Source organism: Dactylosporangium sp. CA-052675 (assembly GCF_050947935.1).
In the GTDB taxonomy this organism is placed as follows: domain Bacteria; phylum Actinomycetota; class Actinomycetes; order Mycobacteriales; family Micromonosporaceae; genus Dactylosporangium.
In genome coordinates this window covers 7,726,530-7,743,907 of sequence record NZ_CP192010.1, presented here as the reverse complement: position 1 = coordinate 7,743,907, position 17,378 = coordinate 7,726,530, and the positions used below count along the sequence as shown (strand labels likewise).

The 17,378-nt window shown below is 71.9% G+C and carries 12 protein-coding genes; 5 read left to right on the top strand and 7 right to left on the bottom strand.

All coding sequences use genetic code 11. The annotated features are described in order from the left end of the window. Position 1 precedes the first annotated feature (1 nt). Positions 2-790, bottom strand: a complete 789-nt coding sequence (locus tag ACQP1P_RS34435; RefSeq protein ID WP_433077410.1) for an ABC transporter permease — start codon at positions 788-790, stop codon at positions 2-4. Next, positions 787-1,794, bottom strand: a complete 1,008-nt coding sequence (locus tag ACQP1P_RS34430; RefSeq protein ID WP_433077408.1) for an ABC transporter ATP-binding protein — start codon at positions 1,792-1,794, stop codon at positions 787-789. Before ACQP1P_RS34430 ends, ACQP1P_RS34435 begins: the two co-directional genes overlap by 4 nt. Positions 1,795-2,143: 349 nt before the next feature. On the opposite strand from ACQP1P_RS34430, the gene ACQP1P_RS34425 reads away from it, so the two are divergent. Together ACQP1P_RS34425 and ACQP1P_RS34420 are read left to right on the top strand one after the other, a co-directional pair. Next, the gene (locus tag ACQP1P_RS34425) at positions 2,144-4,333 is read left to right on the top strand and encodes a discoidin domain-containing protein (protein ID WP_433077406.1); all 2,190 of its coding nucleotides are present in this window, start codon (positions 2,144-2,146) and stop codon (positions 4,331-4,333) included. An 85-nt stretch (positions 4,334-4,418) separates the two neighbouring features. Beyond that, positions 4,419-5,456: a LacI family DNA-binding transcriptional regulator gene (locus ACQP1P_RS34420; RefSeq protein ID WP_433077404.1), complete on the top strand. Its 1,038-nt coding sequence runs from the start codon at positions 4,419-4,421 to the stop codon at positions 5,454-5,456. 146 nt (positions 5,457-5,602) lie between these two features. On the opposite strand, the gene ACQP1P_RS34415 is transcribed toward ACQP1P_RS34420, so the two are convergent. The 4 genes from ACQP1P_RS34415 to ACQP1P_RS34400 all read right to left on the bottom strand — a co-directional run bounded on the left by ACQP1P_RS34415 (position 5,603) and on the right by ACQP1P_RS34400 (position 11,556). Continuing rightward, positions 5,603-7,657 carry a phosphocholine-specific phospholipase C gene (locus ACQP1P_RS34415; RefSeq protein WP_433077402.1) on the bottom strand — a complete coding sequence of 685 codons (2,055 nt, stop codon included), beginning with the start codon at positions 7,655-7,657 and terminating at the stop codon, positions 5,603-5,605. An 85-nt stretch (positions 7,658-7,742) separates the two neighbouring features. Next, a complete protein-coding gene (locus tag ACQP1P_RS34410; RefSeq protein WP_433077400.1) occupies positions 7,743-10,058 on the bottom strand; it encodes an EAL domain-containing protein in 2,316 nt (771 codons plus the stop codon). Further along, positions 10,055-11,146, bottom strand: coding sequence for a type III PLP-dependent enzyme (locus tag ACQP1P_RS34405; RefSeq protein WP_433077399.1), 1,092 nt, complete (start codon positions 11,144-11,146; stop codon positions 10,055-10,057). The genes ACQP1P_RS34410 and ACQP1P_RS34405 overlap by 4 nt, the downstream gene beginning before the upstream one ends. Next, on the bottom strand, positions 11,143-11,556 hold the full coding sequence (locus tag ACQP1P_RS34400) for a hypothetical protein (RefSeq protein WP_433077397.1): 414 nt from the start codon (positions 11,554-11,556) through the stop codon (positions 11,143-11,145). Before ACQP1P_RS34400 ends, ACQP1P_RS34405 begins: the two co-directional genes overlap by 4 nt. A 626-nt stretch (positions 11,557-12,182) precedes the next feature. On the opposite strand from ACQP1P_RS34400, the gene ACQP1P_RS34395 reads away from it, so the two are divergent. Further along, positions 12,183-13,064, top strand: a complete 882-nt coding sequence (locus tag ACQP1P_RS34395; RefSeq protein ID WP_433077395.1) for a TIGR03560 family F420-dependent LLM class oxidoreductase — start codon at positions 12,183-12,185, stop codon at positions 13,062-13,064. Between the two features lie 23 nt (positions 13,065-13,087). Here the strand turns inward: ACQP1P_RS34395 and ACQP1P_RS34390 are convergent, their stop codons facing one another. Continuing rightward, on the bottom strand, positions 13,088-13,942 hold the full coding sequence (locus ACQP1P_RS34390; RefSeq protein ID WP_433077393.1) for an SAM-dependent methyltransferase: 855 nt from the start codon (positions 13,940-13,942) through the stop codon (positions 13,088-13,090). A gap of 122 nt (positions 13,943-14,064) precedes the next feature. Here ACQP1P_RS34390 and ACQP1P_RS34385 point away from each other — a divergent pair, with 122 nt between their 5' ends. Further along, the gene (locus ACQP1P_RS34385; RefSeq protein WP_433077391.1) at positions 14,065-15,066 is read left to right on the top strand and encodes a LacI family DNA-binding transcriptional regulator; all 1,002 of its coding nucleotides are present in this window, start codon (positions 14,065-14,067) and stop codon (positions 15,064-15,066) included. Positions 15,067-15,177: 111 nt separating this feature from the next. Next, positions 15,178-17,370: a ricin-type beta-trefoil lectin domain protein gene (locus tag ACQP1P_RS34380; RefSeq protein ID WP_433077389.1), complete on the top strand. Its 2,193-nt coding sequence runs from the start codon at positions 15,178-15,180 to the stop codon at positions 17,368-17,370. The last annotated feature ends 8 nt before the right edge of the window (positions 17,371-17,378 follow it).

Sequence of the window (17,378 nt, the reverse complement as noted above, 5' to 3'; positions counted from 1 at the left end):
GTCAGCCCCCGTGTACCGTCAGCCGGCGCAGCGCCCGCCCGAAGAGCGCTCGCGCGGAGTACCACAGCAGCACCAGCCAGCCCAGCTGCGCCGCCACCAGGAGCAGGGCGTGGCGGCCCGAGGCCTGGCCGACGAAGATGAGCGCGGGCGTGGACGTGAGGCCGGCGAACGGCGACCACTGTGCGGCCGTGGCCAGCCAGCCCGGGAAGTACGCGAGCGGGACGAGGGCGCCCGAGAGCAGCCCCGTGATCGCCTGGCGGGCCCACAGGACCCCGACGAAGTTCTGCGTCCAGAAGCAGGCGAGCGTGCAGACGTACACGACGACGAACTTCAGCGGCACCAGCAGCACCATGCTCAGGGCGAACAGGGCCAGCTCGGGGCCGGGCGGCAGCTCCGGCGGGCCGCTGACCACCATGGACACCGTGGTCACCAGGGCGACGACGGCGACCTCGATCCACACGCCGCCGAGGGTCTCCCACAGCCGCGCGCGCTGGTAGTCCACCGGCTTGACCAGGTCGAGCGCGACGAGCCCGGACTGGATGCGGTGCGACATGCGGAAGTCGACGAAGGTGCCGACCAGCGCGCCGGACGCGAAGGCGACGAGCAGGTAGCTGCGCATGTGCGGCCAGTCGTAGCCGCCGACCTGCGACTGCCCGCTCAGCAGCACCTTCCACACGGCGAGCAGGGCGACGAGCTGGAACGCGACGCCGCCGAGGGAGAGCAGGAAGTTGGCGCGGTACGCGAGCGCGGACAGGGCCGCGGCCCGCGCGTGCGCGCTGTAGGCCCTCATGCGGTATCCAGCTGGAGCTCGCCGGAGTAGACGCGGCGGATGACGTCCTCGATGGACGGCTCGTCGACGTGGAAGTCGACCAGGTTGGTCAGCGGGGCCAGGGCCGTGACCGCCTGGCCCGCGGTCATCGCGAACCGGTCGAAGCGGACCGAGAACTGCACCGGGGTCTCGCCCGGCTCCACGCTCGCGCCGGGCAGGGCGGCCCGCAGGGTTTCCAGCGGTACCGCCGATTCGGCCTCCACGTTGAGGATCCGCTCGCGCGCGAACGCGTCCTTCACCGCCTCGAGGTCACCGTCGAAGATGATCCGGCCCGAGTCGATGATGACCAGGCGGCGGCAGAAGCCCTCGATGTCGCCGAGGTCGTGGCTGGTGAGCATCACCGTGGTGCCGGCGTCGCGGACGGTGCGGAAGAACTCGCGCACGCGGTCCTTCACGGCGAGGTCGAGGCCGATGGTGGGCTCGTCGAGGTACACCACCGGCGGCGCGTGCAGCAGCGCGGCGGCGAGGTCGGCGCGCATCCGCTGGCCCAGCGAGAGCTTGCGCCCGAGCACGGGCAGCACCTCACCGAGGTCGAGCACCTCGTCGAAGCGGGCGAGGCGGCGGCGGTACGTGCCGTGGTCGATCCCGTAGATGTCGCGCAGCACGGCGAGCGACTCCGACACCGGCAGGTCCCACCACAGCTGCGTGCGCTGGCCGAAGAGCACGCCGATGCGGTGCGACACCGCGATGCGGTCCTTGCGCGGGCTGAGCCCGTCGATGCGGACCTCGCCCGAGGTCGGCACCAGGATGCCGGACAGCAGCTTGACGGTCGTCGACTTGCCGGCGCCGTTGGGCCCGACGTAGGCGACCGCCTCGCCGGCCTCGATCGACAGCTCGACATGATCGACCGCGACCTTGTCCGTGAACCTCCTGGTGAACAGATGTTTGACGGCCCCCCGCAGACCCGGATCGCGGTCCGGCCTTCGGAAGACCTTGGTCAGCTGACGAGCCTCCACGATTGCCACCGATGGACCGTAACCGATCTTTTTTCGACTCTCGAACTCTTTACGGAGGTAGCACGAGGGCCACGATCCGGGGGTGGCGGCGCTCGAGCGGGGCCCGTTGCGCGCCGGCCGACCGGGACCCCGCCGCGAGGCACGGGCACGGGCACGGGCACAGGCCGGCGGGCACCCCCTCGATCAGAGAGCGCTCCCTGGCCGCACAACCGCAGCCCACGGCCCCTGACCTGGCTTGGAGAGCGCTCTCCGATTCCGGCTGGGCCATTGACAGGGTTTCAGCGAGGGGTCATTGTGGCTCTCTGAGAGAGCGCTCTCTCACCTCCGCCGTTACACCCCCGCCACGAAGGAGTCACCCATGGACTGGTCGGTCTCCGCCCCCGGCCATCGATCCGTCAGGTCCATCGCCCACAACCGCCCGAGCGGGCGCACCATGCGCTACGGCATCATCGCGCTCGCGGTGTTCGCCATGCTCGCGGCGTACATCACCGTCGTCGTCACCCGCGCCGACGCCGCCGAGACCCTGCTGTCGCAGGGCAAGCCGACGACCGCGTCCTCGTCCGAGAGCGCGGCCACCCCCGCCTCCAGCGCCACCGACGGCGACGCCGGCACGCGGTGGTCGAGCGCCTTCTCGGTGCCGCAGTGGTTGCAGGTCGACCTCGGCTCCCAGCAGTCGATCACCCGGATCGGGCTGAACTGGGAGGCCGCGTACGCCACCGCCTTCACCATCCAGACCTCCAACGACGCCACCAACTGGACGAACATCTACTCGACCACCTCGGGAGCCGGCGGCAGCGCCGTCAGCCTGAGCGTGACCGGCAGCGGCCGGTACGTCCGGCTCAACGCGACCGCGAAGAACACCCAGTACGGCATCTCGCTCTGGGAGTTCCAGGTCTTCGGCGGCTCGCCGAGCACGCCCGGCAGCTGCGGCGCCGCCAACGCCGCGCAGGGCAAGACGGCCACCGCCTCCTCGACCGAGAACGCGGGCACCCCGGCGTCGTCCGCGGTGGACGGCAACAACGGCACCCGCTGGTCCAGCGCCGCCAGTGACCCGCAGTGGCTGCAGGTCGACCTCGGCTCGGTGCAGTCGGTCTGCGGCGTCACGCTGAACTGGGAGACCGCCTACGCGACGGCGTTCCAGATCCAGACGTCGACCAACGGCACCACCTGGACCACCATCTACACGACCACGACCGGCACCGGCGGCGTGCAGAACCTCAACGTCACCGGCAGCGGCCGCTACGTGCGGATGAACGGCACCGCGCGGGCCACGCAGTACGGCTACTCCCTGTGGGAGTTCCAGATCCGCGTCGGCGGCACCGTGCCGACCACGAGCGACACCCCGGGCTCGCCGAGCCCGACGCCCAGCACCAACCCGGGCAACGCGGTGCTGCTGTCCTACAAGAAGCCGGCCGTCGCGTCGACCTCGCAGAACGACAGCAACTGCAACCCGTGCACCCCGGACAAGGCGTTCGACAACGACCCGGCCAGCCGCTGGGCCACCAGCCCCGACAACGGCTGGGTCGACCCGGGCTGGATCTACGTCGACCTCGGCGCGCAGGCCCACATCACCCAGGTCGTCCTGCAGTGGGACCCGGCCTACGCGGTGTCGTACCAGATCCAGACCTCCAACGACGCCGCCAACTGGACGAGCATCTACTCGACCACGACGGGCAAGGGCTTCAAGGAGACCCTGAACGTCAACGGCAACGGCCGCTACGTGCGGATGTACGGCACCCAGCGCTCCAACGGCTACGGCTACTCGCTGTGGGAGTTCAAGGTGTACGGCACCGGCGGCGCCCCCACCCAGCCCCCGGCCCCGCCCGCGGACCCGATCTTCCCGGCCACCAACCTGGTCTGGAGCGACGAGTTCAACACCGGCACCAACGTCGACACGACCAAGTGGCACGTCGACCCGGGCACCGGCCAGAACGGCGAGATCCAGTACTACACCAACCTGAGCAACACCAGCATCCAGGGCGGCTCGCTGGTCATCGAGGCCCGCAAGGAGACCGCGGGCGGGCGTGACTACACCTCCGGCCGCATCAACACCAGCACCAGCTTCACCACGCAGTACGGCCGTGTCGAGGCCCGGATCAAGGTGCCGAAGGGCAACGGCCTCTGGCCCGCGTTCTGGATGATGGGCGCCGACTTCCTGCAGGGCCGCCCGTGGCCGTACAACGGCGAGATCGACATCATGGAGATCCTCGGCAAGAGCACCACGGACGTGTACTCGACGCTGCACGCGCCGGCGTACAACGGTGGCGGCGGCTACGGCCAGAAGCTCACCACGGTGGACTTGTCGCTGGACTACCACGTGTACTCGGTCGAGTGGGACAGCAAGCACATGACGTTCCGCGTCGACAACACCGTGATCCTCGTGGCCAACAAGGACACGGTCGAGTCGACCCGGGGCCCGTGGGTCTACGACCACCAGTTCTACCTCATCCTCAACCTGGCCGTGGGCGGTGACTTCCCCGGCCCGATCGACGCCAGCACGCCGTTCCCGTCGCGGATGTACGTCGACTACGTCCGCGTCTACAAGTAACAAGCCGGCCGCGGGTGGGCGTGACGACCAGGTCCGTCCACCCGCGGCTCCTCATCGCGACGGGGCACGATCTACCGTGACAACCATGACGGGCAGCGACTCGCGACCGCCCACCCTCGAGCAGGTCGCCAACTACGCCGGAGTGTCACGCGCCACGGTGTCCCGGGTGATCAACGGTGTCTCCACCGTCGACCCGGAACTGCGCCGGACGGTCGAGCGCGCCATCGCCGCGACCGGGTACGTGCCGAACCTGGCCGCCCGATCGCTGGTCACCCGCCGCACCGACTCGATCGCGCTGGTCGTGTCGGAGCCGGAGAACCGGGGGTACTCCACCCCGTTCCTGACGCGCATGTTCACCGACCCGTTCCTGGGCCGCGTGACCGCCGGCGCCCAGGAGGTGCTCCGGCCGCTGGGCATCCACCTGGTCATCTTCCTGGCCGACCCGCCCGCGCGCCCGCATCTGCAGCGGTACCTCCGCCAGGGCCACGTCGACGGGGCGCTGCTCATCTCCAGCCACGTCGACGACCCGCTCCCGGCCCAGTTGGTCGAGCTCGGCATCCCCGTCGTGCTCTCGTGCCGCCCGGGGCACCCGGTCACCATCAGTTACGTGGACGTCGACCAGCGCGCCGGCGTGCAGCTCGCCGTCGACCACCTCGCCGGCCTCGGCCGCCGCTGCCTGGCCACCGTCACCGGCCCGCTCGACATGCCGGCCGCGCAGGACCGCCTCGCCGCGTTCGAGGAGGCCGTCAAGGGCCACGGCCTCACGCCGCGGCACATCGAGGGCGACTTCACCCGCTCCGGCGGCGAGCGCGCCGCGGCCCGCCTGCTCGCCGAGCACCCCGACGTCGACGGCGTCTTCGTCGCCAACGACCTCATGGCCGACGGCGCCCTGCGGGTGCTGCAGGAGGCCGGGCGGCGGGTGCCGGAGGACATCGCGGTGATCGGGTTCGACGACAGCACCGCCGCGCTCGAGTGCCACCCGCCGCTCACGACCGTCCGCCAGCCGGTCGAGGAGATGGCCGGGGAGATGGCGCAGCTGCTGATGACCCGCATCCGCGAGCCGCAGCGCACCCCGCGCTCGGTCATCTTCAACCCCGAGCTGATCGTCCGCGCCTCGGCGTAGCTGCCGGCTCCCGCCACCGCGGAGGCCGGGATGTCTGGCGGGCGACGGCGGCGGCAACGCGGAGAACGGTGGCCACTCGCCGTTGATCGCCAACCGCACGCAGGCCGGGGCGTGGGAGGAGGTCGCCGGCCTCGTCTCGTGCCCGTCTAGACCAGGCCGCCCATCAGGGGGTCGCTGATCGAGGGCGCGCCGTCCTCGACGTGGCCCGCATACTCCACCGCGAACCCGGCGTCGCCCGGGACCGTGATCGTGATGCCGTACCAGCCGTGGCTGCGGGCGAGGGGGAAGTCGACCGAACGGGTCTCGCCCGCCCGCAGCGCCACGCGGGCGTGGCGGCCGGTGTAGCGGTCCGCCGTCTCGACCTCGGCGCGGCGGGAGCCCCGGTTCGCCAGCTCCAGCACCAGGCCGTGCTCGTCGTAGCGGACGCGCGCCGTCACGCCCGGATGGCGCGGCCCGGCGGCGAAGCGGCGGAAGAAGCCGTTCGGCCCGTGGATCGACAGGTCGTAGCCCCGGTCCGCGGGCCACACGTCGGTCACCTGCTTGTCCGGCTCCACGGTGTACGTCCGCGGCGCGATCGCCGGGTCGGCCGAGCGGACCTGGTAGACGCCCGTCGCGGTGCCCACGTTGCGGAAGTCCACGGCGAAGGCTCCGGCGGACGGGCGGCCGTCGGCGTGCAGCGCGTACGGCAGCGCGCGGGCGGGCCGCACCCCGCGCTCCTGGGCCGGCAGCCGGCCGTCGACCGGCGGGACCGGCACCTCGTCGGGCCGGCGGGTCAGGTCGGCCGGCTTCAGGTCACCGGTCCCGGGCAGGTCCACGCGGCGCGACGCGTTCGGGGTCTTGAAGTCGAACGCGGAGGTCAGGTCGCCGGTGACGGCCCGCCGCCACGGGGTGATGTTCGACTCGACGAGGTCGGGCCGCCCGCGGCCGAAGCGGCGCTCCAGGAACCGGATCAGCGACGTGTGGTCGAACAGCTCCGAGTTGACCCAGCCGCCCCGCGTCCACGGCGACACGATGATCATCGGCACCCGCACGCCCAGCCCGTACGGGCCGGCCGGGTGGTCGGCCGAGCCGGGGTAGATCTCGTTCGTCACCGGGACCGTGGACAGGCCCTCGGCCCGGCTCGCGGGCGGGGTCGGCGGGACGAGGTGGTCGAAGAAGCCGCCCTCCTCGTCGTAGGTGATGAACAGGGCCATCTTCGACCACACCTCGGGGTGCGCGGCCAGGATGTCGATGACCTGCGAGACGTACCAGGTGCCGTAGTCCGGCTCCCAGTTCGGGTGCTCGGTGTACGCCTCCGGCGCCACGATCCAGCAGACCTGCGGCAGCCTCCCGGCGGCGACGTCGGCGCGGAAGTCGGCCAGCAGCGCGTCGGGGCTGCGGCCCTGCTGGTTGATCTCGGTACCGGTCTTGGCCTTCGCCAGCGGACTGCCCGGGGCGGCGTGCTGGTACTGGTGGAAGTACAGCAGCGAGTTGTCCCCGTAGTTGCCGATGAACGGGTCGCTCGTCCAGCCCCAGAAGCCCTCGGCGGTCAGGCCCAGCCCGACGTCCTGGTACACCTTCCAGGAGACCCCGGCCCGCTCGAGCCGCTCGGGGTAGGTCGACCAGTCGTAGCCGGCCTCGGCGTTGGTGATCACCGGGCCGCCCGCCTTCCCGTCGTTGCCGACCCACCCCGTCCACATGTGGTACCGGTTGGGGTCGGTCGGCCCGAGCAGCGAGCAGTGGTAGTTGTCGCACACCGTGAACGCGTCGGCGAGCGCGTACTGGTAGGGCAGGTCCTTGCGGGTGTGATGGGTCATCGTGGTGACGCCCTTGTTCGGCACCCAGCCGTCGTACTTCCCCTGGTTCCAGGCGCCGTGGGTGTCGTTCCACCCGTGCGGCGGGTCGGGCAGGAACGTCTTGCCCATGTCGCGCACCCCGGGCCGGAACGGCAGCACCTCCCCGTCGCCGTTGGGCTGGTGGAACACGCTGCGCCCGTCGGGGTGCCGGGCCGGGTGCGGGTCGGCGAACCCGCGCACGCCGCGCATGGTGCCGAGGTAGTGGTCGAACGAGCGGTTCTCCTGCATCAGGAAGATGACATGCTCGACGTCCTCGATGGACCCGTGGCGGTCGTGGGCCGGGATGCGCAGTGCCTGCTCGAACGGCAACGGCACCGCGGCGGCCGCCGCCATCTGCAGAAATGTACGACGATCGACGTTTGCCATGGTTCCGGACGCTAGGCCCGGAGCCCGACATCGAGGCGTCCGGGGGCTGCGCGCCCGATTGCCGGCCGGTGAACGCGGGCCCCGCCTACACGCGCTCCCGGCGGCGGTCGGCGGCCGGGTGCAGCGAGGACAGCCACGCCGGCAGGGCCTCGACGCTCAGCGGCTCGCCGGGCACCCGGCCCTGGCCGCCGGCGCAGCCGGACAGGGTCGCCGCGTCGGCCATCTCGCGGGAGTCGACGCCCTCGGCGACCACGGTAATGCCGAGCGAGCGGGCCAGCTCCACGGTCGAGCGGACGACCACCGCGTCCTGCGGGCTGTTCGCCATCGGGGCGACGAAGGCCGGGTCGAGCTTGAGCTCGTCGACGGGCATGCCGCGCAGGCGGGCCAGCGACGGGGCCGAGCGGCCGTAGTGGTCCAGGGCCAGGCGGACGCCGAAGTGGCGGAACTGCCCCAGCGCGGTCGCGGTGCGGCGGGCGTCGATGAGCATCACCTCCTCGGCGATCTCCAGCGTGAGCGCCGCGGGCGGGACGACGAGCTTGTTGACCATTTTGGCCACGTCGTAGGGCAGGCGGGAGTCGAGCACGTCGGCGGCGCAGATGTCGGCCGCCACGCCGAGCTCGTAGCCCTGCCGGCGCCAGTTCGCGCAGCTCTCCAGCGCCGAGCGGAGCAGGAACCGGGTGAGCTGGCGGGTCAGGCCGACCTGCATGGCCAGGCGCTGCAGCACCTCGGGCTCGATCCAGCCGTGCACCGGGTGCCGCCAGCGCAGCAGCGCCTCCAGGGCCACCGGGCGGCGGGTGCTCAGATCGACCTTCGGCTGGTAGTACACGAAGAACTGCTCCTGCTCGACGGCCCGCAGCAGGTCCGGGAGCAGGTGCGAGCCGACGTCGCCGCGGTGGCCGGGGTCGTAGATCTCGACCTCGGAGCGGCTCGCCTTGGCCTCGTGCAGCGCGTCGGCGGCGCAGCGGATCAGCTCGGCGGAGGCGGTCGCGTGCATGGGGGCAAGGGCGACCCCGGCGCTGAGCTCGAGCTGCACCGGCACCGGGCCGGCCGGCACCGGCGCGGCCAGGCTGCGCAGCAGCACCTCGGTGTCGCGGGCGATGCTGTCGGCGGTGCCGGCGGACACCGTGCGCAGGATGGCGATCTCGGCGCCGCCCAGGCGCACCGCCACCGCCTCCGGCGGCAGCGCCTGCTGCAGCCGGGTGCCGACCGCGTTGAGGATCATGTCACCGGCGGTGTAGCCGAGGATGCGGTTCATCTCGTGCAGGTGGTCGACGCTGACGATGGTCATCGGCAGCACGGCGCCCCGGGGCAGGCTCGCCAGCATGCTGGGCAGGGCGGAGTCCAGCACGCGGCGGTTGCCCAGGCCGCTGATCTCGTCGGTGGCGGCCTCGCGGCGGGTGCGGGTCAGCTCGCGGGTCTGCTCGAACGTGAGCGCGGTGCGGATGCCGGCCGCGAGCAGGCAGCCGCTGGCCATGACGATGGTGAGCGGGTGCAGGTGGACGAAGGTGCCGACGATGAGCACGCCCAGGGCGCACAGCGAGAACAGGATCGGCACCAGCAGGGCCGCGAACCCGCGCACCTCGTCGATGGAGCGGCGGCGGTGGACCGAGCCGGCCAGCGCCATCAGGGTGAGGCCGATCATCCAGGTGCCGTCGGGCCAGCTGCCGTCGGTGTACGTGTTGTCCGACAGGCCGAAGAGGTAGGCGGTGTCGGCCGCGGTGAAGGCGGCGGCGCCGAGGGCGGCCAGCCACCACACGGGGTCGTTGCGCCAGCGGACCATCGCCAGGGCCGCGACGGCGACGACCATGAGGATGAGGTCGCCGATCGGGTACGCCAGGTTGGTGACGATCGCGGCGAGGGGCTTGCTCTCGTCGGCGTCGAGCAGGTCGTTGAGCGTGAACGCGGAGAACATCGCGCCGGCCGCGAGCGAGGTGACCACGCCGTCGAGCCACACCGAGGCGGGCAGCCGCCGCACGCTCGCGCGGGCGAGCAGGATGAACCCGATGTAGGCCAGCGGGTACAGCCCGACGTAGAACACGTCCGCGGGCGACGGGACCGGGATGGCGTTGGCGTCGACGTCGGTGAAGCTGGCCTGCCAGTAGACGTCGCCGGCCGCCCACGAGGCCACGCCGCCGCCGACGAACAGCCAGGCGACCCGGTTGCGGCGCACCAGCAGCGGCCGGGCCAGGGCCAGCAGGGCGGTGGCGATCAGCACGATCAGGTAGAACCAGGTGTCCAGCAGGGCGGGGCGCTGGCCGCCCATCGGGAACAGGGTGGTGAGCGCGTAGAGCACGCCCAGGCTGGCGATGGTCGCCCGGGCGGCCCGGAAGAGCGGCGAGCCGAGCACCGCCAGGTCGACCTCGACCTCGGCCGCGGGCTCGGCGGCGTGGCTGCGTGTCACTGTTGGTCCCCGATTTCTTGAATGACGACCGCCGGCGGCTCGAAGCCGTTGAAGCCGGAGGCGTAGACGGTGGTGTAGGCGCCGGCGCTGTGCAGGTACACCCGGTGGCCGGTGGCCAGCCCGTGCGACAGCTCGACGTCGAAGAGGATGGTGTCCTGGCTGTCGCAGGTCGGCCCGGTCAGCTGGCACAGCCGCCGGTCGGCGCGGCCGAGCTCGTCGCGGACCGGGAAGCGCAGCCGGTTGCCGGTCTCGAGGCTCTCCATGAGCCCGTTGAAGGCGCCGACGTCGAGGTGCACCCAGCGCCGGCCGTTGCGGTCGGCGACCCCGATGACGGTGGCGATCAGCGTGCCGGCCTCGGCGACGAGGGCCCGGCCGGGCTCCACGACGGCGTCCACCGGATACGGCAGGGCCCGCAGGCCGGCGTGGATGACCGCGGCGTAGTCCTCGAGCGGGGGCGGGTCGCGGTCGTACCGTGCCGGAAAGCCGCCGCCGAGATCCACCAGCCGCAGCCGCACGTCCTCGGCCGCCAGCTTGTCCATCAGCTCGCCGACCAGTTCCAGCGGCGGCTCCCAGGCCCGCGGGTGCGGCATCTGCGAGCCGACGTGGAAGGTCACCCCGTGCGGGTCGAGGCCGCGGTCGCGGGCGTCGAGCAGGAGCTGGGCGGCGGTGTCGAGGTCGACGCCGAACTTGCCCTCGCTCGGCACCTCGCTGTGCCGGTCGGGCACGGCGAGCCGGACGTACACCGACGCCCCCGGCGCGGCCCGGCCGAGCTTGGCGAGCTCGTCGGCGGAGTCGAACGCAAACCGGCGCACGCCCGCGGCGAAGGCCCGGGCGATGTGCGACTCGGGCTTGACCGGGTTGCTGAACAGCACCCCGGCCGCGGGCACGCCGAGCGCGAGCAGCTGGTCGAGCTCGGCCGCCGACGCGATCTCGAAGCCGCATCCGAGGCCGGCCAGGTGCCCGACGACCCGCGGGTGCGGGTTGCACTTCATCGCGTAGTGCACGGCCACGTCCGGCAGGGCGGCGCGCATCGCCCGGTAGGCGGCGCCGACCCGGGCCAGGTCCAGCACGAGCCGGGGCGCGCTCATGCCGGGCCGACCGCGATGGGCTGCGTGACCTCGGCGCCGGTGATCTCGACGGTGTCCTCCTCGGCCGCGGCCCGCATCCGCCGCCGGCGGCGGATGAGCTCGTAGCTCACGATGGCCACGCCGTAGAAGACGAGGTCGGCCAGCAGCTTGCCCAGCAGGGTGCCGGAGCCGATGCCGCCGGTGATGCCGGGGCCGAGGTACATGAACAGGGGCCGCAGGGTGGTCGAGTCGAGCAGTTCGATGAGCCCGAACTCGGCGATCAGCAGGCGCGCGGTCGACGTGGTGGTGCGTTGCAGCCCGTAGCCGCGGGCGCGTTCCCGGCGCCATTCCACGGTGGCGACGAGACCGTAGAAGCCGACGATCTCGCCGACCGTGCCGGCGAGTGCGGCGAGGACGCGATCGTGCGACAAACCGTACAAGACAGTGGTGGCAATGAATGCGCAAATGGTGCCGGAGATTTCCGCGGGGACGTAGCGGCGAGCCCACTGCCAGCACTTCTGCCGCCATCGTTGGCGCGGCCCAATGGCTTCGGTCGCCATCCTCTGCTCGCCCCGTTCGAGCCACCCCTACACGCGGCTGCGCCCAGGGTAGGAAGATTTCCGCCTCACTGCGCCGGGAAAGTTATCACGGATGCTCGATGGCTACAAAACACTGCCGAGCTTTACCGGAGGGTAGTTTTTCGTCGCGCAATGATCCCGTCACATTCGCCTTGCCCGAATCGTGTTCACGTTCAAGGCATTGATGCTGGTGAACCGGGCTGGCGGTGTTTCCCGGTGCCGGGGAATGTGACGCGGCAAGTCGGACGTTCGGCCCGTACGGTCCGTCCGAACGAGGCCGCATTCCGGATCGCCGCCGGGCCGGAGCCCGGCGTCCTTGACCGCGCCATGGCCGTCCACGGTGATCGAGCCCCGCGAGACGGAGCGGATCCGGGGCGAGCGTGGCGTCATCGGGTTTGCTCCTGCCGGAGGAGGGAACCGGGTCCGCCCACGCTCCAGCGATCCCGACGTGGCCGCGGGCAAGGTTGTATAGAGGAGCCATGCGACTTTCGATCTGGCCCGGTGCGGGGCAGCGGTACGACGACATCCTCGAAGTGGCGAGGCACGCCGAGGCGACCGGGTGGGACGGCGTGTACGTGGCCGACCACTTCATGCCCAACGCCGGGCCCGGCCGCGACCCGGACGGGCCGACGCTCGAGTGCGGCACGCTCGCGGCGGCGCTGGGGGCCGCGGTGCCCCGGGTGCGGATCGGGACGCTGGTCTACGGCAACACGTACCGTCACCCCGCGGTCCTCGCCAACATGGCCGTGACCGCCGACCACGTGACCGGCGGCCGGTTCACCCTCGGGGTGGGGGCGGGGTGGCAGGTCAACGAGCACGAGCAGTACGGGATCGAGCTGCCGCCGGTGCGGCAGCGCCTGGACCGGTTCGTCGAGGCGCTCGAGGTGCTGCACGGGCTGCTGCGCCGGCCGCGCACGACGTTCTCGGGGGAGTACTACCGGCTCACCGACGCCGTGTGCAATCCCAAGCCGGTGCAGGACCCGCTGCCGATCCTCGTCGGCGGGGGCGGGGAGCGGCGGATGCTGGGGATCGTCGCGCGCTACGCCGACATCTGGAACACCTGGGGCCGGCCCGACGTCATCGCGCACAAGTCCGCGGTGCTGGACGAGTTCTGCGCGAAGCAGGGCCGCGACCCGCGCGCGATCGCCCGCACGGCCCAGGCGCTCGTGGTCGCCGACGGGCCGCTGCCGCAGGTGCAGTTCCCGGTCGTCGGGGGCTCCCCGGGCGCGCTGGGCGAGGCCCTGGCCGAGTACCGCGCCAACGGCCTCGACGAGTTCATCGTGCCCGACGGCCTGCTGGGCCGCGGCGCGGAGCGGCTCAAGGCGATGGACGCCGTCCTCGCCGCCGGTCGCCAGGCGTGAGGGTCGGTCGCGGCGGGTGAGCGTCAGCCGCGGGGCGTGAAGGTCAGCACGCGGTAGTGCAGCAGGCCGTTGAGCAGGCACCACTGCAGCGCGTCGCCGCCGGAGAGCATCTTCCAGTACTCGCCCGACAGGCGCAGCGGGCGGCCGGCGGCGACGAGCGCGGCGATGAACCGGTCGCGGGGGCGGCGCAGCTCCAGGTAGGGCGTGAGGTCCACGTCGCCGGTCAGCTCCAGGCCGTGCTCGGCGGCCGCGGCGCGGACCTGCTCGACGGTCAGCAGCGAGCCGACCCGCCAGCCGTCGCGGAACTCGGCCAGCCGCCGCGCCCCGCGGGGCGGGGCCGCGGGCGCGGCCGGGGACAGGAAGTCGTCGCACACGAGCAGCCGCCCGCCCGGCCGCAGCACCCGGGCCGCCTCGCGGAAGTAGCCGCCCGCGTCGGGGCTGTGCAGGAACGCCTCGATCGAGAACACGACGTCCGCGGTGGCGTGCAGATCGGCCGGTACGTCCAGGTAGTTCCCCTCGCGGCACCGCACCCGGCCGGCGAGCCCCGCCCCGGCCAGCAGCCGCGTCGCCCCCTCGGCCTGCTTCGGGCTGATCGTGAGCCCCTCGCCCCGGATCGGCGCGCGGCCGGCCAGGTACATCAGGCTCGCCCCCAGCCCGCAGCCGAGGTCCACGACCGCCGGCTCGGCGACGCCGGCGGGCAGCGCGGCCAGGATCAGCTCGTCGACGTGGTGGAACGACTCGGCCCGGCCGGTCACCCCGGGCGCCCACACCGCGCGGTGGATCGACGCGCCGCCCTGCCCGAGCCGGTCGAACGCGGCCGTGTTCTGGTCGTAGTAGCGCCGGACGGCCTCGGCGTGGGCGGCGGTCGAAGTGGTCACACCCTTGTCTACTGCCAAAACGCCGGATCGGTTCAACGCCATCGCGCGGGTTACGCTGATCGGCGATGAAACAGGGTGCTGAAACAGGGCAGGAACAGCCGTCACGGGTCACCATCCGGGACGTGGCCGCGCAGACCGGTCTGTCCATCGCGACCATCTCGCGGGTGCTCAACGGCCGGGCCAACGTCGCCCCCGACACCCGCGAGCGGGTCCTGCAGGCGATGGGCGGGCTCGGCCGGCGGGCGCCCCGCCGCCGCGGCGCCGGGGTGCCCAAGGCCGACAACGGCGTCTACGTGCGCTGCCCCTACCTGCTCACCGACTACTTCGGGCTGATCGTCTCGGCCATCACCGAGGCGCTCGACGTGCACGGCATGCACGCGGTCGTCGACGCGGGGGAGTCGGCCTGGCGGCGCACCGACGTGCTGCCCACGCTCACCGGCTGGCCGCAGGTCACCGGGGCGATCCTGATCCTGCCGCCGGAGCCGGAGGGCGACCTGGAGCGGCTGCGCGACCACGGCTTCCCGTTCGTCGTGGTCGACCCGCGCACCGCCCCGCCGCGCGACGTCGCCGCGGTCTCCGCGGCCAACTTCGCCGGCGCCCGGCGGCTCATGTCGCACCTGGTCGAGCTCGGCCACCGCCGCGTGGGAATCCTCGGCGGGCCGCTGAGCTGGATGGCCATGAGCGACCGGCTGGCCGGCTACCACGCCCCGCTCGTCGCCGTCGGCGCCTATCCGGACGCCGGCCTGCTGCGCACCTCGACCGACCCGACCGTGGAGGCCGGCCGCGCCCTCGCCGACGACCTGCTCGACCGGCCGGACCGGCCGACGGCCCTGGTCGCGTTCAACGACAAGATGGCCGTGGGCGCGCTGCAGGCCGCGGCCGAGCGGGGCCTGCGCGTGCCGGAGGAGCTCTCGGTCGCCGGCTTCGACGACATCGACGTCAGCCGCGCGACCCACCCGATGCTCACGACCGTGCGCCAGCCCCTCGGCGAGATGGGCCGCATGGCCGTGTCGCTGCTCAGCCGCATGCTGACCGGCCACGAACTGGACGCCCTGCACGTCGAGCTGGCCACCGAACTGGTCATCCGCGGCTCCACGGGACCCGCCTTGACGCGTGTTTCATAAACACTTACGCCACGACGCGAAAAAAGTTACAGCGATTCATTGACATGCCTCGGCCGGGGCGTGTTTCCTGGCGTTACCCCACCCTCCGCCAGGGACAAGGAAGCCCCCGCCATGCACGCACCAGGACGAGTGCGGCGCTCGATGCTGCTCGCGGCCGCGATCACCACCGCGACCGTGGCCACCGTCGGCGCCATCGCCATGACCACCGCCTCCGCCGCCAGCACCGGCCAGATCACCAGCTCCGCCAACGGCAAGTGCCTCGACGTCACCGACGGATCCACCGCCGACGGCAACCAGCCGCAGATGTGGACCTGCTACGCCGGCAGCGCCAACCAGACCTGGACGCTCGCCGACAACGGCTCGGTCCAGGGCCTCGGCAAGTGCCTCGACGTCGTCAACGGCGCCACCAACGACGGTGCCGTCGTGCACCTGTGGACCTGCTACGACTCGGTCGCCAGCCAGAAGTGGTCGCTCAACGCGGCCCACGACCTGATCAACACCAAGTCCGGCAAGTGCCTGGACATCAAGGACAACAACCTCGCCGACGGGGCCAAGCTGCAGATCTGGACGTGCGGCGGCGGCGCCAACCAGAAGTGGAACTTCACCGGAGGGACGAGCCAGCCGACCGCGACCGCCACCGGCGTGCCCAACAACCCGAACAACCCCGACCTCGGCCCGAACGTCACGGTCTTCGACCCGTCGATGTCCCAGGCCACCATCCAGAACAAGCTCAACTCCGTGTTCAACGGCCAGGTGAGCAACCAGTTCGGCAGCCAGCGCTACGCGCTGCTGTTCAAGCCGGGCACGTACAACGTCGACGCCAACGTCGGCTTCTACACCCAGGTCGCCGGGCTCGGCCTCACCCCGGACGCCGTGGTCATCAACGGCGCCGTGCACGCCGAGGCCGACTGGTGGCCGGACGGCTCGCAGAACGCGACCCAGAACTTCTGGCGCTCGGCCGAGAACCTCTCCGTCACCCCGAACGGCGGCCTGGACCGCTGGGCGGTGTCGCAGGCGGCCCCGTACCGCCGCATGCACGTGCGCGGCAACCTCGCCCTGTCCGACGGCGGCTGGTCCTCCGGCGGCTTCATCGCCGACTCCAAGATCGACGGGCAGATCCAGTCGGGCACCCAGCAGCAGTGGCTGACCCGCAACTCGGCGATGGGCAGCTGGAACGGCTCCAACTGGAACCAGGTCTTCGTCGGGGCCACCGGCGCGCCCGGCAACAGCTTCCCGAACCCGCCCTACACCACCGTGGGCACCACCCCGGTCGTGCGCGAGAAGCCGTTCCTGTACGTCGACAACGCCGGCGCCTACCAGGTGTTCGTCCCCGCGCTGCGCACCAACTCCTCCGGCGTCAGCTGGGCGGGCGGCAACCCGGCCGGGACCAGCCTGCCGATCAGCCAGTTCCAGGTGATCAAGCCCGGCGACACCGCCGCGACCATGAACAACGCCCTCGCCGCGGGCAAGAACCTGCTCGTCACCCCGGGCGTGTACCACCTCAACCAGACCCTGAACGTGACCCGCGCCGACACCGTGATCCTCGGCCTCGGCCTGGCCACCCTCGTGCCCGACGGCGGGATCACCGCGCTGAAGACCGCCGACGTCGACGGCATCAAGCTCGCCGGCCTGCTCTTCGACGCGGGCACCACCAACTCGCCCGTGCTCGCCGAGATCGGCCCGTCCGGCTCGGCCGCGAGCCACGCGGCCAACCCGACGAGCCTGTCCGACGTGTTCTTCCGCATCGGCGGCGCCGGCGTCGGCAAGGCGACCGTGAGCCTGCGGATCAACAGCAACGACGTGATCGGCGACCACTCGTGGATCTGGCGCGCCGACCACGGCTCCGGCGTCGGCTGGACCACGAACACCGCCCAGAACGGGCTGGTCGTCAACGGCAACAACGTGACGTTCTACGGCCTGTTCGTCGAGCACTACCAGCAGTACCAGACCATCTGGAACGGCAACAACGGCCGCACGTACTTCTACCAGAACGAGATGCCCTACGACCCGCCGAACCAGGCCGCCTTCATGAACGGCAGCACCCAGGGCTGGGCCGCCTACAAGGTCGCCGACTCCGTCACCAACCACGAGGCGTGGGGCCTGGGCAGCTACTGCTACTTCAACGTCAACCCCGGCGTCGTCGCCGCACACGCGTTCGAGGTGCCGGCCAAGGCGGGCGTCAAGTTCCACGACATGGTGACCGTCTCGCTGGGCGGCACCGGCACCATCTCGCACGTCATCAACAACACCGGCGCCGCGGTGAACTCGGGCCACCAGGTCGAGTACCTGGTCTCGGGGCCGTGACCGGAAAG

Excerpts from the sequence above, each read along its gene's own strand:
- ACQP1P_RS34435 (WP_433077410.1), bottom strand. The coding sequence starts at position 790 with ATGAGGGCCTACAGCGCGCACGCGCGGGCCGCGGCCCTGTCCGCGCTC.
- ACQP1P_RS34415 (WP_433077402.1), bottom strand. The coding sequence starts at position 7,657 with ATGGCAAACGTCGATCGTCGTACATTTCTGCAGATGGCGGCGGCCGCC.
- ACQP1P_RS34395 (WP_433077395.1), top strand. The coding sequence starts at position 12,183 with ATGCGACTTTCGATCTGGCCCGGTGCGGGGCAGCGGTACGACGACATC.
- ACQP1P_RS34420 (WP_433077404.1), top strand. The coding sequence starts at position 4,419 with ATGACGGGCAGCGACTCGCGACCGCCCACCCTCGAGCAGGTCGCCAAC.
- ACQP1P_RS34425 (WP_433077406.1), top strand. The coding sequence starts at position 2,144 with ATGGACTGGTCGGTCTCCGCCCCCGGCCATCGATCCGTCAGGTCCATC.
- ACQP1P_RS34380 (WP_433077389.1), top strand. The coding sequence starts at position 15,178 with ATGCACGCACCAGGACGAGTGCGGCGCTCGATGCTGCTCGCGGCCGCG.
- ACQP1P_RS34405 (WP_433077399.1), bottom strand. The coding sequence starts at position 11,146 with ATGAGCGCGCCCCGGCTCGTGCTGGACCTGGCCCGGGTCGGCGCCGCC.